The sequence below is a fragment of the Spirosoma agri genome (assembly GCF_010747415.1).
GTDB classification, from domain to species: domain Bacteria; phylum Bacteroidota; class Bacteroidia; order Cytophagales; family Spirosomataceae; genus Spirosoma; species Spirosoma agri.
Genome location: NZ_JAAGNZ010000001.1, coordinates 3,428,012 through 3,444,388 on the forward strand (window position 1 = coordinate 3,428,012; position 16,377 = coordinate 3,444,388).

The 16,377-nt window shown below is 53.3% G+C and carries 9 protein-coding genes; 5 read left to right on the forward strand and 4 right to left on the reverse strand.

The features are described from left to right. Positions 1–6 precede the first annotated feature (6 nt). A complete protein-coding gene (locus GK091_RS14300) occupies positions 7–759 on the reverse strand; it encodes a hypothetical protein (RefSeq protein ID WP_164039332.1) in 753 nt (250 codons plus the stop codon). Between the two features lie 769 nt (positions 760–1,528). Here GK091_RS14300 and GK091_RS14305 point away from each other — a divergent pair. From GK091_RS14305 to GK091_RS14325, 5 genes are all read left to right on the forward strand, one after another. Beyond that, entirely contained in the window at positions 1,529–4,660 is a 3,132-nt protein-coding gene (locus GK091_RS14305) for a SusC/RagA family TonB-linked outer membrane protein (protein ID WP_164039336.1), read from the forward strand. 26 nt (positions 4,661–4,686) lie between these two features. After that, a complete protein-coding gene (locus GK091_RS14310; RefSeq protein WP_164039339.1) occupies positions 4,687–6,231 on the forward strand; it encodes a RagB/SusD family nutrient uptake outer membrane protein in 1,545 nt (514 codons plus the stop codon). 91 nt (positions 6,232–6,322) lie between these two features. Further along, complete coding sequence (locus GK091_RS14315) at positions 6,323–9,703, forward strand: VCBS repeat-containing protein (protein WP_164039342.1); 3,381 nt, start codon at positions 6,323–6,325, stop codon at positions 9,701–9,703. 120 nt (positions 9,704–9,823) lie between these two features. After that, the gene (locus GK091_RS14320; protein WP_164039345.1) at positions 9,824–10,615 is read left to right on the forward strand and encodes a polysaccharide deacetylase family protein; all 792 of its coding nucleotides are present in this window, start codon (positions 9,824–9,826) and stop codon (positions 10,613–10,615) included. A 9-nt stretch (positions 10,616–10,624) separates the two neighbouring features. Then, positions 10,625–12,802 carry a glycoside hydrolase family 20 zincin-like fold domain-containing protein gene (locus GK091_RS14325; protein WP_164039350.1) on the forward strand — a complete coding sequence of 726 codons (2,178 nt, stop codon included), beginning with the start codon at positions 10,625–10,627 and terminating at the stop codon, positions 12,800–12,802. A 32-nt stretch (positions 12,803–12,834) separates the two neighbouring features. On the opposite strand, the gene GK091_RS14330 is transcribed toward GK091_RS14325, so the two are convergent. The 3 genes from GK091_RS14330 to GK091_RS14340 all read right to left on the reverse strand — a co-directional run bounded on the left by GK091_RS14330 (position 12,835) and on the right by GK091_RS14340 (position 16,148). After that, complete coding sequence (locus tag GK091_RS14330; RefSeq protein ID WP_317166303.1) at positions 12,835–13,275, reverse strand: VOC family protein; 441 nt, start codon at positions 13,273–13,275, stop codon at positions 12,835–12,837. 396 nt (positions 13,276–13,671) lie between these two features. Continuing rightward, positions 13,672–14,733 (reverse strand): glycoside hydrolase family 43 protein, encoded by a 1,062-nt coding sequence (locus tag GK091_RS14335; protein ID WP_164039353.1) that lies wholly within the window; start codon positions 14,731–14,733, stop codon positions 13,672–13,674. A gap of 8 nt (positions 14,734–14,741) precedes the next feature. After that, positions 14,742–16,148, reverse strand: a complete 1,407-nt coding sequence (locus GK091_RS14340) for a glucuronyl esterase domain-containing protein (RefSeq protein ID WP_164039358.1) — start codon at positions 16,146–16,148, stop codon at positions 14,742–14,744. Between the last annotated feature and the right edge of the window lie 229 nt (positions 16,149–16,377).

The following is a 16,377-nucleotide window of genomic DNA, read 5'->3' on the forward strand; positions in this document are numbered from 1 at the left end:
TTGCCGTTACCAGATTCGGCTGGCAATCAGGTTAATTGCTGCGTTCACACCGAAAGCTATAGCGAAGGATAACGCCACCGAAAAAGTGGGCAGCAAAAAGGCTTGCAGGAACAGAAACGTGGTGAACCCCAGCAAGCCAATAACAAGTCCCCGTAGCGTAGTGATGGCGGCATTACTGCCCTGTAGCGTGTGCGAAAAAATAGCGAGAACGGATGTCATGATTGGAAACGGCGTCAGAATACCACTCCAGTTAGGCCCCAGCACACTGGCTAATCCGGTGATGACCAGCACGAACAATGTAGCCACGGCCATACGAATGGGAATGTCGAACGGTAAGCGTCGGGTGGTGGTTACCCGTTCCGTTGGTGCCGGAAAGAACCGTAGTACCAGCAGGACGAAACTCAGCACAAGCCCGTAACTTACAAGTAAACTCAGCTGCAAGTAATTGAACAGCAAGGCGGTAACGGCATAGAGCGTATAGGCCAGCAGAAGCGTAGGCAACCAGGCGAATTTCCGGGAAAAAGACGAGTAGCTGAAGCAAAAGACGATCAGGGCCAGAATACCCGTCATGGTTCCCTGAATCGACCGGATGCCAAAGGGTTTGCCCTGTTCGAGAATAAAAAATAGGAGAATGGGCCCGGCGGTCCACGGCATACTACCAATCAACCCTCCGATCTTGTTACCCCATTTCCGGATTGCCAAGGTGACCAGCGCAATGACAGCCGGAATAAGAGTTAGTTTGATCAGAAGAAGATTCATGCGTGAGGCTACTTGTAATGAACGCGCAAATTAGCCCGAAATACGGAGTTACCCATCACATGCGGACGTCTGTAGGGCAAGCCGTTCATTTTCGGTTCTATTGTAAATAAAACGAAGCGATTCAAGCAACTTTTGAAGCCACCAGCCTACAGTAGTTCGTCAAATTTTCGTATTGTTCGAGTTAGCTGCTTTCGTCTGGCTACGAATAACGAGTGGCGGATAGACTTTCCGTCCGAAAAACCAGGCTCATGGCACGTTTGGCGTACGGTATGCCCTAAGTACAACCCCTCAGGTATTTTTCTCAAAAAGCTTTGCAACCGATTGCGTTTGTCATTACAATTCCGATATTTGCATTTCCTTGAGTATAAATAGCATTCAACGCACATTTTTCTACTCAGGTGACGTACACTACTGTCAACAAACTATTCTTCGACGCGTCGTCGTCAAACTCACTGCTCTTAATACAGCGTCAACGGATACACCGATGAATCATATTCTGATGAGTGGACATAACATATAATAATTCTTTGAACTATTAGTTATATTCAATTAAATTAACGCGACCAAAAAGCACTGGTCCAGCTTCACGTTAGTTGTCCACCAAATTTCCTCACCTGCCTATGCCCGTAACTAGTTGACCGAACTAAGTCAGTACCGCTAATCTGGTACTGAATCGGAACTACAGCCCACTTATTCCTGTACTCATTCCATCCAAAAACTGGATGCACGCTTTTTATTGCCCTTTCTAAACTCAATAAACCTTCGTACTATGTTAAATCAATTACAATTCTACGGCTTTCTGAGCAGGCTCCCACGACATGGCCTCTATCAGTTCATTCTGATACTTGCCCTCACCATGACGGCATGGGCCAAAGCAGATCAGCCGGTTTCGGGCACCGTGCTCGATGAAAAAGGCAGCCCACTGGTGGGGGTTAACATTCAGATCAGAGGGACCACACGCGGTACGACCAGTGACGCGCGGGGTACCTATCGTATTGAGGTGCCAACCGGCAATGCAGTACTGGTATTCAGCTACATCGGCTATAAGAAACAGGAAGTTCCGGTTAATAATCGGTCGACGGTCAACGTGTCGCTGGAGAGCGATGCGGGTTCACTGGAAGAAGTAGTGGTGGTGGGTTATGGCACCCAACGGCGGTCGTCCATGACGGGAGCGGTATCGTCCGTAACGCCCAAAGAACTCACCGCCCTTCCGGTCCCAAACGTCTCCTCGGCCTTGCAGGGGCGGGTGCCGGGTGTATCGGTCGTGAACAACGGTGGGCCGGGTAGCTCACCAACCGTCCAGATTCGGGGGATTGGTTCCATCAACTACGCATCGGGCCCTCTTTACGTCATCGACGGTGTTCCGACGGGTGATCTCAACAGTTTCAATACCAACGACATTGAGTCTCTGGAAGTACTGAAAGATGCCAGTTCGGCGGCTATTTACGGCTCCAGGGCTTCGAATGGTGTTATTTTGATCACGACCAAAAAGGGCAGCCGGGATAGTAAAGTACGGATCACGCTGGACTCCTACGTAGGCACCCAGAGTGCCTGGCATAAAATTGACGTGCTCAACCGGGATCAGTACATTCAGTATGCGAAAGCACTGACCTCCAATGCCGGTATCGCGTTACCAGCGCGGCTGAACGATCTGAACCAGCCGATCTATACGGGCGCTACGCAGACTTTCGCCCAAACCGAAACGAACTGGCAGAACGAGCTTTTCCGTAATGCGCCCATTGCACAGCACCAGCTATCACTGTCGGGGGGAAATGCGACATCACGCTTTTTTGGATCAGGGGCCTATTTCAAGCAGGAGGGTATCATGCGGGGAACCAGTTTCGAACGGGGCACCCTGCGACTTAACTCGGATCATCAGGTTGCTAAATTCCTCACCATTGGCCAGACGCTGACGGCTTCGTACAGCAACCAGCGACCCGAGCAGCTCGGCGACCGCTCGCAGCTGATGCACGCCCTGCGGATGATGCCCTACTGGCCCACGATGGACCCCACCAAAGTAGGTGGCTTCAGCGCCCCGACGGCACTCGATGGGTCGGACCCGGAGAATCCGCTCCGTTTCCCGGCGATGGACATCACCCGCAGCAAGTTTTTGAAAGCCTTTGCCACGATCTACGCCGATGTTCGCCTGACCAGTTTCCTGCGCTACCGCTTCAACTACGGGGCTGACCTGGGGTACGGCGTAAGCACAACCTTCCAGCCGATTTACAACGATGGCTACGCTGGCCGTACCTCGTCGACCATTTCGGACTCCCGCTCGACTAACATCGCCCAAACCTTTACCAATCAGCTTACCTTCGACAAAACGTTTGGCAAACACGCCATCAACGTGCTGGCCGTGGCTGAGCAGCAAGTGGTTAAGTTCAACAACCTGAACGGTTCCGGAACGCGCCCCAACAACGACCTGGACGTGATTCAGGGGGTTAGCAATCCATCCGTAAACAGCTCCCGCAGCGAAACGGATCTGCTCTCGTACGTAGGCCGTCTCAATTACGAATACGATGGTAAGTACCTGATCAGTGCCTCGATCCGGCGCGATGGCTCATCGTTGTTTGCGCCCGGTAAAAAGTGGGGCAACTTCCCTTCGGCTTCGGTCGGCTGGCGGCTGAACCAGGAATCATTCATGAAGTCGCTGCCGCAGTTCTCCGAACTCAAACTACGAGCCAGCTACGGTCGGACCGGTTTCAACGGGATCAACAACTACGCCTGGCAGTCGCTCGTACAGGCCGATGCTACCGCCTATCCCTTTGGTACAACGAACAACCTGGGTTCGTACTTCAACTCGCTGGGGAATACCGACCTCCAGTGGGAAACGACCGACATGGTCAACGGGGGTATCGACGTAGCGCTGTTCAACAACAAGATCACGTTCACGGGTGAAATCTACAATCGGTTCACCGATGGCCTGATCCTGGCCGTTCCCATTCCGAACTCGATTGGGTACACCAACGCGCCGGTCGCGAACATCGGCAGTATGAAAAACTGGGGCTACGAATTCCAGGCGGGTTATAACTACGCCAAAGGCGATCTGCGCTGGAATGTGTCGGCCAACATCGGCATTACCCGCAACCGGGTGCTGAGCCTGGCGACACCCACCGCATCGATCTACGCGGGTCAAAATGCAGACTACGGCGGCTTCGACCTTACAAAAACGGAAGTCGGCCAGCCTATCCAGTCGTTCTATGGCTGGCAGGTAGACGGCATTTTCAAGACCATCGATGAGATCTACAGTGCCCCCCGCCAGAACCGTCCGGACAGTCGCACGGATTACGATGCGACCAAAAACACCGCGCCAGGCGATATTCGGTTCAAGGACATCAACGGCGACGGTAAGATCGACGCCAATGACCGGACCTACCTGGGCAGCTACCTGCCGAAGTTCAACTACGGCGTTAACTTCTCGGGCAACTACAAGAACTTCGACTTTACGCTGTACTTGCAGGGCGTTCAGGGCAACAAAATCTACAACGGCACCAAAGTCGTTACGCAGGGTATGCTGCGGCTGTTCAACGCCGGACCCGCCGTACTCGATGCCTGGACCCCGACCAACAGCAATAGCAGCATACCCCGCGCGATCAGTGGTGACCCGAACAACAACAGCCGCACGTCAGACCGCTTTATCGAAGATGGCTCGTACATGCGGCTCAAAAACCTAACGATCGGCTATTCGATTCCCGCCAAAGTACTGGGCAGCGCAACCAGCAACGTAGTCAGCAAAGTTCGGGTGTATGTGTCGAGCCAGAATCTGCTGACGTTGACCAAGTATACGGGTTACGATCCTGAGATTGCTTCCCGTGCCGGCACACTGCTCCGGAGTGGGATTGATTACAGCAACTACCCACAGGCGCGTACGCTCCTGGCCGGACTACAAATCACGTTCTAACCGACCCTTCGAAAACGGAAACTTCCATGAAACGATACCCTATTCTTGTTGGTACGCTACTACTCGGTCTGGCAGGAAGCTGCAACGAGAAAGCACTCGACCAACTCAATCCTAATGCCGTAACGACCGATAGCTATTTTGCTTCTGACGGGCAGATTCAGAGCGCGCTCAACGGTGTATACGCCATCGTTCAATCGCAAAGCCTGGTGGCGCGCGAGTGGTTCTTCACCGAAGATCTGCGCTCCGACGATGTGGCAGCCGGGGGCGGGCAGCTTGAAACGCCCCGCAATCAGTTGCTGACCGGCGCTTACGACACGGGTAACGCGCTGGTGAGCACCGTGTGGACAGGTTGCTACCGCGTCATTCACCGGGCCAACGTAGTCGTTGATAAGGCCGCCGTCAATTCGGCTAAGCTGACCCCTGCTGTGGCCACGCAGGCCGTTGGTGAGGCTAAGTTTCTGCGGGCCTGGGCCTACTTTGAACTGGTCAGCCAGTGGGGGGGCGTGCCGCTCTACAAAAACTACGTGACGTCGCTGGCCAATTCACAGGCGCGTGCCTCCGAAGCCGATGTGTATGCGTTTGTCATCGCTGACCTGAAAGCGGCCCAGGCCGCCCTGCCTGCCACCTACAACGCATCCAACCAGGGTCGGGCAACCAGCGGTGCCGCCACCATGCTGCTGGCTCGCGTCTACATGCAGCAAGGCGATTACACCAACGCAAAAACCGAGTTGCAGAAACTCATTAGCTCGGGACAGTATCAACTGGTCGATGAATACACCAACAATTTCATCGAAGAAACGGAGTTCAACAAGGAGTCGATCTGGGAAATAAACTACCTGCCCTCGAATGGTTCGTTCAACTGGGGTGGTGATGGCGACGGAGCCACCGCTGGCGAAGAAACCGTACGGACCCAGGAGTACTCGGCCATTGGCTGGCGTAACATCATCCCGTCGAACGGCCTGCTGAACGAGTTCGAGCGGCCCAGCAAGGGCGATGCCAAGCTTGATCCACGCTACGCCAAATCATTCTACACCACGGGCGACAAGTACAACAACGACCAGAACGTACTGACCGACGCGCAACAGAACGGCAACAGTTCGGTCGTTGATGGTGTGACGCAAAAAGTAAGCTGGCGGAAGTTCAGCCTGATGTATAAAACCAACAGTTCGTTCCTGACCGGTGCTATCAACCAGCGGATTATGCGTTACGCCGAAACGCTGCTGGCGATGGCCGAATGCGAAAATGAACTGGGAAATTTGGCCAGCGCGGTCACGTACCTGAACATGACCCGTGCCCGGTCTAGTGTGGCCATGCCCGCTTATCCAACGGCAAACTACCCGGTATCGACCAAAGAGCAGGTACTCAAAGCCATCATGCACGAGCGCCGGGTCGAATTGAGTGGTGAACAGATTCGGAACCGGGACATCCTGCGCTGGCGGAAACAGGGCAAGCTGACGACCGAACCGCTTTCGTATTTCCAGAAAGGCAAACACGAATTGCTGCCGATTCCTCAGCAGGAAATTGACAATAACCCAAACATTGGCTTAACGGGGCAGAACCCTGGTTATTAACCACGTTCGTTGGGTTAACTTACACGTTGACAATGACACCGGGCTATCCTGGTGTCATTGTTATAATATGCAATGATAAACAGGGCCGTTTATGCAAACAAAGTGGTTACGGGTAATCGGGATTGGTTGGCTGGCCTGCACACTGATGGCTTGTCAGCAGCCAGCGCCTACCCTCTTTGAGCAACTCCCCAGCGACAAAACGCACATCACCTTTACCAATTCGCTGACACCTTCCGAACCGTTGAATGGCTTCACCTTCACCAATTTCTACAACGGCGGAGGGGTTGGTATTGGCGATTTCAACCGGGACGGTTTTCAGGATGTGTTGTTTACCGGTAATCAGGTCAGTTGCCGCTTGTACCTGAATCAGGGAAAACAAACCAACGACGCGTTCACCTTCGAAGACATCACCGAATCAGCGGGGTTGACGACGAATCGCTGGTGTTCGGGCGTTGTCGTTACTGACATCAACCAGGATGGGTGGCCCGACATCTACGTTTCGGTAGCGAGCCACCCGGCGTTGGCGCACACCGAAAATCTGCTCTTTGTTAATCAGGGGCTCAAAAATGGCAAACCCGTTTTTAAGGAACAGGCAGTGGAATACGGCCTGGCCGATTCAGCGTTTACGACCCAGTCCGCCTTTTTTGATTACGACCTCGATGGTGATCTAGACGTTTTTCTGCTCAATACCGCGCCTGACTTTCAGAACCCTTCCCACCTTCGTCCGATTGTCTCCGACGGAACGCATCCCAGCACGGGTAAACTCTACCGCAACGAAGGCATTGGCAAAGCCGGTCATCCGGTATTTAAGGACGTATCGACCGAAGCGGGTATCACCTACGACGCGTTAGGTTTAGGGCTGGTTATCAGCGACATTAACAAGGATGGGTGTCCGGACATATATTGCTCCAACGACTTTACCAGCAGTGATATTCTCTACCTGAACGACGGTAACGGCCACTTTACGAATGTGATCAAACAGGCCACGGCCCATACCAGTATGTACGGCATGGGCGTCGATGCCGCCGATCTGAACAACGACACCCGGCCCGATCTGATGCAACTGGATATGCTGCCGAACGAAAATGATCGACTCAAGATGATGCTGAATGGGCAAGATTTTGACCGGAAAGAAATGAGCGTATCGGCCCCGTATGGCAATCAGATGCAGTACATGCGCAATTCGCTACAGCTCAACCTGGGTAATCTGGGGGGCCATGACGCCCCCCTCTTCAGTGAAGTTGGCCTGATGGCGGGTGTCGCCCAAACCGACTGGAGTTGGGCAACACTCCTGGCCGATTACGACAATGACGGCTGGAAGGATATGTACATCACCAACGGCTATCGAAAGAATGTTACCGACCGCGATTTCATCAATTTCAACGAAGACTTTTCGGGCTTCGGCACGACCGAATACAACACCAAAAAGCGGCTCGAATTACTGGACAAAGTACCGGAGATTCCGCTTGCGCACTATGCCTTCCGCAATGCCGGGGATGCCTCGTTTACGGATGTCTCCAGCCAGTGGGGTCTCAATACCGAGTCGTTTGCCAATGGCGCGGCCTACGCCGACTTCGACAACGATGGCGATTTAGACCTTGTGGTGAACAATGTGGATGCCGAAGCCCTTGTTTACCGGAACCGAAGCCGTGAGCAGCACCCCGATCAACACTATCTGACGGTCAACGTAGCCGGTGATTCAGCGAATCGACAAGGTATCGGCGCAACCGTGACGCTGTGGTCGGGTGGTCAATTGCAATACAGCGAATTGGCGGTGGTGCGCGGGTATCTGTCGTCCGTAGAATCTGCACTTCATTTTGGTTTGGGCAAAAAAACAAAGATTGATTCGCTCCGCATCCAGTGGCCGGGTGGGCGCATTGAAACCCGCCGGAACGTTCCGGTCGATCAAGCGCTTACGTTAACCTATCGGCAGGTAAGTGCACCCGTCCAACCAGCCGCAAAGCCCACGACTAAACCGCTCTTTTCGGACGTAACCCGTTCGTTTCCGATTGACTTCACTCACCGCGAATCTGACTTTGTCGACTTTAAGCAGACGCCTGCCATGCATAAACTATTGTCGCGGTCTGGCTTTGCGTTAGCCGTAGGCGATGTCAACGGAGATGGGCTGGATGACTGCTTCGTGGGTGGTTCCTACCGGGGTAGTGCCGCCTGTCTGTTCTGGCAAAACGCCAGCGGTGGATTTGGCAAACGGCCCTTTCCCGCTCAGGCCGATCAGGAGGCAACGAGTGCGTTATTCTTCGACGCGGACGGCGACAAAGATCTGGATCTGTACGTAGTCTACGGTGGAAACGAACGGCCAGCCACCGAAAAGGCGGTATACCAGGACCAGCTTTATTTAAATAACGGCAAGGGCGACTTTAACCTGTCATCTACCAACGCATTACCCGATTTGTCTGGCAGCGGCTCCTGCGTCGTCGCGTGCGATTTCGACCACGACCACGACCTCGATCTGTTTGTGGGTGGTCGCCAGATTCCCGGCCAGTATCCCCTACCCGCCCGCAGTTATCTACTGCGCAATGACTCCTCCCCGCAGGGGATTCGCTTTACGGATGTGACCCAGCCGCTTTGTCCATCGCTAATGCAAGTGGGTTTGGTTTGCTCGGCGCTCTGGTCGGACTATGACCGGGATGGTTGGGCCGACCTGCTGCTGGCGGGCGAATGGATGCCGTTGACCCTCTATAAAAATACGAAGGGAGCGTTCAAGGCCGCGCCCATCCAGATTCCGAACACGTCGGGGTGGTGGAACAGTCTGGCGCAGGGTGATTTCGACCACGATGGTGACCTGGATTACATCGCCGGTAACGAAGGGCTGAACACACTCTACCATGCCTCGGCGGATGAACCGGTTAAGATTATCGCCAAGGACGTCAACAACGACGGCACGATGGACCCACTAATGGGCTATTACATCAACGGCGTCTGTTATCCGGCGATACCGCGCGACGCTCTGAATCAGCAGGTTATTCAGTTTCGGCGGAAGTACCAGCGCTTTGCCGACTATGCCGCCGTGCGGTTCGATGAACTTCTGACGGATGACGAGCGGAAAGACGCCTACCAGGCGCAGGCTACCTACCTACAAAGTGCTTACATCGAAAATAAGGGGAACGGAACGTTCGTGGTTCACGCCTTACCACGCGTTGCTCAGGCAGCCCCTGTCTTTGGGATCGTTGTGCATGACCTTAACCGCGATGGCCATTTAGACGCAGTACTGACGGGAAATTTTTACCCCAACGAGGTCAACATGGGTCGGGAAGATGCATCGGTAGGGGTTGTGCTGCTGGGTGATGGGCGCGGTCACTTCAAGCCCGTAAGTCCGATGGCAAGTGGGTTGCTCATTCGGGGAGATGCCCGATCTTCTGCGTTGCTGACCAGTAAAAATCGAGAAATACTGCTTGTAACAGCAGTTAACTCGCAAGGGCTGCAACTGCATAAGTGTATCCCACCCATGTAACGCGGACATCCTGTCCGCAGCGAATAAACTAAAATTAAACCCGCTCTGCATCGAATAAGCTACAGCCTGCGGACCAGAGGTCCGCATTACATCCCTTACTAAACCCGAATCCGTCAACCTATGCGACGCTTTATCTTGCTTACCCTGCTGCTACTTTCTCCCGTCCTGATTTATGCGCAGAACGTCTGGAACGGAAAGAAATGTGCCGTGGCGCTCACCTACGATGATGCCCTGCTGGTGCATCTCGACAACGTCGTTCCCGTTCTGGATTCGCTCAACCTGAAAGGCACCTTTTACTTATCCGGCTATTTTCCCGGCTTCGCCAATAATATTCCCCGCTGGCGATCGGTGGCCGCCAACGGGCATGAGTTAGCCAACCATACGCTGTTCCATCCCTGCGCGGGTGACCGTCCGGGCCGGGAGTGGGTGAACCCCAATAACGACCTGAGTGAGTACACCGTCAAGCGCATGACGGATGAGATCAACATGACCAATATTCTGCTCAAAACCTTGGACGGTCAAACCGCCCGCACCTTTGCTTATCCCTGTGGCGACACGAAAATTGGCGACGTTGATTATTACAAAACCGTCGAGGCTAATTTCGTAGCCGCCCGGGGCACAACGAGCGAAATGAAGAAAATTACCGAACTCAATTTCGCGGACATTGGGGCTTACGGCATCAACGGGCAAACGGGTGAGCAGATGATCGAACTGGTAAAAAAAGCGCAGGCCAGTAATTCACTGCTCGTTTTCCTGTTTCATGGTGTGGGTGGTGGTCACTCACTGAATGTCGCCCTGGCCGAACACAACAAACTGGTTCGTTATCTGAAACAGAACGCGGCTGATGTCTGGGTAGCACCCTTCATCGAAGTAGCCAAATACGCGAAAGGCTATTCATCGAAACCGAAATAGGCATACCTCATGCGAATTAATTCCCTGTTTCTGTTTCTCCTTTCGGTTGGTGCTTCTCTCACGGGTGTTGCCCAACGGGTATTCATCCAGCAAATGGAGCCGTCTCGGCAAAGCGTCTATGCGGCAGAGCAGCTAAAAAAAGCGCTTGTTGCCAAAAAATACGCGGTGATAACTAACGCCAGGTCAGCCGAATACACGATTCGGTTAGCGGCTGTCGATACGGAAATAGGAGCTGAATCGTATGTCCTTGCCCCGAAGCCGAATCAACTTACGATTACCGGAGGAGATAAGCGGGGATTGATTTATGGGTCACTTTCGTTGGCGGAAGACCTGCAAAATGGTATTTCTCTGAAAGCGATCGCGGCCCGAAGCGAAAAGCCGCATCTGCCCTTGCGGGCGATAAAATTCGACCTACCCTGGGATACGTATCGGCACAGCTACGCGCTCGATTTGCATTACGATACCTGCCGCGACACGCTGTACTGGAAAGCATTTCTGGACATGATGGTTGCCAATCGGTTCAATGCCTTGAGCTTGTGGAATCTGCATCCGTACACGTTCATGATCAGACCCGCGAATTTTCCGGCCGCAACCCCGTTCGACGACCGGCAGCTGAAGGAATGGCAGACGCTTTTCCACACCCTGTTCAAGATGGCCGAGGAGCGGGCGATTGAGACCTACCTGGTGCCGTTTAATATTTTCACCAGTTCCGAATTCGCCAAAGCCTACAACGTAAATCCCAGGCTGAACAATCTGGAGCACCTCCATTTTATTGATGGCGACACATCGGCCATTGTCAAGCGGTACACGCGGGAGTGCGTTACGCAGGTGCTTCAAGAGTACCCCGAACTGACTGGTTTTGGGCTAACGCTGGGCGAAGCGATGGGCGGCATGTCACCCCAGCAGCGCGAAGACTGGATGAAGGCTACGATCATCGACGGCATGCGACAGGCCGGTCGCAAAACGAAGCTCATCCACCGGATTCCGTTTTCCAGTACAACCGGCTCGTTAGGCGTCACCAGTGTCGAAACCGAGAAGCTGACCCGCAAGTCCATCGAGCAGGAAGAAGCACTGGATTTTATCGAAGGGCCAGTCTGGGCGGATCTGAAATACAACTGGTCACACGGTCACTCAACACCGACGCTGGTGAAAGTCCACGGTGGGAAACTGTACGACACCTATTTTAAACCCGATCCAACAGCGTACAAAATTACCTGGACGGTTCGTAACGAAGATTTTTTCTGCCTGCGGTGGGGCGTTCCCAGTTTCGTCCGCGCGCACATTGCGGCCAATAACCAGTCGTACGTAGGCGGCTACTTTCTGGGCTCGGAAACGTACATTCCGGCCAACGATTACTTCACCACACCCGGTGCGCCCGTCAACTGGAAATTTGCCTTTGAACGGCAGTGGCTCTTTTACAAACTGTGGGGTCGCTTGCTGTATAACCCGACCACGCCAGATGCCCTTTTTCAGGCCGAATTCGTTCGGCGCTACGGCCCCGCAGCGGCAACTTTACTGGAAGCGTATGCGCTGGCATCGTCAACACCTTTACGGCTGGCTTCCGCCTTCGATTTCACGTGGGATTTTTCGCTGTACAGTGAGGGGATGATGGCCTTTGACGCGGCCAAAAACGTATCCTACATTTCCGTAAACCAGCAGATCACGCAACCCACGTTAGACCCGAACTACGTATCCGTCGTTGACTACGTCAAAACGGTATCCGCTGGCGGATCGTTTGGCGCGAACAAAATCACACCACCCCTATTGGCTGCTCTGCTCAGGCAAGACTGCCAGAAAGCTCTTACACTCGTGCAGCCGATTAAGGTATCGGCCAATCGGTCGTTGCAGTACGAAGTTGCCGACGTAACGGTCTGGGCGAATCTGGGGCTGCATTTTGCCGAAAAACTGGAAGCTGCCGTAGCGTTGCAGACCTATCGTACCAACGGTACCAAAACCCAGAAACAGCAGGCTATTCAGCATCTGAAAGCAGCCCTTCACTATTGGGATGAAGTCGTTGCCATCACCCGGCCACTTTACAGGGACATGCCGCTGGTTCATCTGACCGAGCAGAAAGGCCATACCTGGGCAGAAAATAATAAGCTCCGCTTCCACTGGGAGAAGCTCCGCCTCGATGTGGCCAAAGATATTGAACTGGCCGAAAAAACGCAGTTCCGTACGGGTAATTAAGCGGTTATGGACTAGCCACGGTACAGCCCGAACTAGGTCTTTTCATTCCTGATAGTAACCATCCAGTTTACTCCGTACTGGTCGATTACCATACCAAAATGATCCCCCCAGAACTGCTTGATCAGCGGTGCCGTAATTTGACCTTGTTGAGCGAGCTTTTCAAAATACCCGGTTAACCGATCTCCGTCGGAGCCTTCGAGCGATAAACTAAACTGACCTGTGTTTTTAGCCTCAGTACCGTGCGGATTATCACTCGCCAACAGGACAATATCGCCATCGAGCCGGGCGTGCATAATTTTCGACTTTACCGCTTCACTGTTGGCTTTGGGGTCCTGATGAGCGTCGTCGGGCCCGTCCCCAAAATTGGACATGGACAGCTTACCGCCGAAAACACGCTGATAAAACGTCATGGCCTCCCGGCAACTACCACCGAAGAAGAGATACGGATTGAGGGTCGTTGCAAGTTGATTCACAGGAAATTACTTGTTAGTTTATCCAATAAACGAGCAACCGATTGAGTTTGTTTTCTCGTTGATCCACTAGCCAGCCATCAACGGTGGATTGGTCAGTAACTCGTTCAGGGGTCCACTTAGCCGTACAAGGTTCTCCAGGTTTTTTCGAGGGTATAAAACAAATTTTAGCTACGTTATCGCCACTGATCTGCCAATTTATAGGCATTTCCATTGCGCCGATTTCAGCTTAGTAATAAGGCACAACTAGTGCTTTATCCGGCGGACAAGAACTAATCGACCATAGTTTTACTGATCTATTTACCGGAAAGAGCGATAAAACCATTTCGCCCATCGCACCGGTAAGCCCCACACGGAGCATCGGTACGATGGGCGAAACTACCTGTAACGATAAACCGATCAGGGTGTGATCAGCTCGATCGACCCATCGGCTTTCCGCTTCAGCTCGCGCACTTTGATGTTCCGCAGGTGCGTTTGCCCGGTTAGCTCAACGTCGTGATAGAAAATGTACCATTTCCCGTTCAGCTCAATGATGGAATGGTGGGTGGTCCAGCCCGTCACGGGTTTCATGAAGGTTCCCTGGTACGTGAACGGGCCATAGGGCGAGTTACTGGTGGCATAGGCCAGAAAGTGCGTATCGCCGGTCGAGTACGAGAAATAATACTTGTCCTTGTATTTGTGCATCCAGGCTCCTTCAAAAAAGCGTCGGTCGTGGTCACCACCAAGCAACGGTTTACCGTCTTTATCAACAATCGTCACGTCTTTGACCGGCTCATCGAAGGTGAGCATGTCTTTGCTCATCCGAACGACCTTGGCACTCAGGGCGGGCTCGTTGTCTTTTTTCAGATCCGTATTCGAGCTTTTGTCATATTTGCCGGTATGCCAGCGCTGAAGCTGTCCGCCCCAGATACCACCGAAGTACATGTATGTTTTGCCATCGGTATCCGTAAAAACCGCCGGGTCGATGCTGTAGCTGCCGGGAATCGGAGCCGGTTCGGCCTTGAACGGACCCGTTGGCGATTTGCTGGTCGCGACGCCGATCCGGAAGATATCCTCCTTGTCCTTGACCGGAAAGTACAGGTAATACGTACCGTTTTTGTACGCGGCATCCGGTGCCCACATCTGCCGACCTGCCCACGGAACATCTTTCACGTCCAGTGCGACACCGTGGTCGGTCACCTTGCCATTGATGTTGTCCATCGAAAAGACGTGGTAGTCCCGCATGTTGAAATGGCCGCCTTCGTCGTCTTGCGGCACGTTGGCTTCAATGTCGTGCGATGGGTAGATGTAAATTTTCCCGTTGAACACGTGGGCCGATGGATCTGCTGTGTAGATGTCGGTCACCAGCGGTTTGGGGTTCGCAGGATCACGTTTCGTGGCGGTGGTCTGGCAAATGCCTGTTTCAACAGCACCACCGATCAGCATGAGGGCGGCAAGACTAATTTTAGTCGAGATAAACATAAAAGGGATTAGTTAAAATAGCGGTCTGCATACCGTAAAAAAGTTGGCCAGTTCGGGCCGGTCGTGTGCCCGCCACTGTGCTGGCGAAACGCAATGTCACCATCGACAAGGGCCGTCTCAATGGACGGAAACGTCATAGTTCCCATATCTTTTTTGCCCAGCAGTTTATAGACAGGCCCCGCGTAGGCTCCGCCCAGAAACATGCCTTTTGCATCGACCCAGTTACCTTCTACAGCGGGGGAGCCCGAACTGATAAAAACCGGTCGTGGTGCACATAAAGCGACTAGCTCATGCGCATCGACGGGTAAGTCATTGGGTGTCAATGGGCCGGCATATTTGATAAAATTACCCGCCATCCAATGATACTCAGCGGAAGAGGCTACGTTCTCGACCTGCTCACCGAACTTACGACGGTGAATCTTAACGCCCCCTTCACCCGATGAACCAACGAACGCAATGGCGAAACGGGGTTCGTAGGCCATCGTCACGATCGTCGCTTTGCCGTAGCGGGACAATCCTTCGATCCCCACCTTTTTAGCGTTTACGGCTTTGTCGGTTTCAAAATAATCCACCGCCCGGCTGGCTCCCCACGCCCAGGCCCGCAACGCTCCCCAGTCGTCGGGTTTGCGCGGCTGTCCTTTGTTGACCAGTCCGATGATACCTTTTGTCAGACCGGCTCCGTTGTCAGCCTGATAGCTGGTGGGATACAGAATAGCATACCCCCACCCCTTGGCCAGGAGCTGCTGCTGCCAGGTAGGTTCAGGTTTGGCGGCTTGTGTTGCGGTTCCCGAAGTCGCTGCGGTGGCCGTTGGCATCCGAAAACCAGCCGGGAAGCGGAAACCATAACTCATCATGACGGGCACCGCACTGGTCGCATTGGCAGGAGTCGAGAGGGTCAACTCAATATCAACGTTGATCGACGGATAAGCCGAGTTATCGACGTGACCCACCAGATTTTTGGTAATGACGGGAAATTCACCGTTCATCTCTTTGGTTTCGCTGACCACCTTCCACGTAACCTTCGGAACATTCTTCGGGACCCGACCGTAGACTTCCCGGTCGAAATCCTCCACGATTTCGGGACGACGCTCGTTCCACCACTGCTTGGCGGTCGTTACTTTCTTACCGTTTTTCAGCGTCAGGGGATCGGGCAGGCTGGTGTAGGGCGTTGCCTGCGACTCATCGACGTTAGCCGCATTGGGCGCTTTCGGATCACCCGACGGGCCAGGCCGCAGTGCAGTAATGTGCAACTGTTCCAACATCTTGGCATGGTCTGCTGCCGACTCTTTCTGAATAATCGCCTGAGCAGCCATAAAGGCGCGTCTGGCCGAATCAGGTTCCGGCGGTCGCCCCTGCCCCAGTGCCCTGACACTAACCAGAGCCGTGATCGTCAGAAAATACATTGCTTTTTTCATGTCTATCGATAAGGGTATGGGAACACATTTTGCTCTTGTCACGAATCGAACGGGGAAGCCTGACCGGACTAAGGAGTTACTCCTGCAATCCATTGAATTTTGGAACTAGCCGCAAAAAGTATCCGGCTTATGGCAACTATCGACTTAGATTTTAGCTGAGTTATATCCTAACCTAACCGCCAGATGCATCCTGAGACCATCGATTCTGCAATAATACAAAAAACAGGAG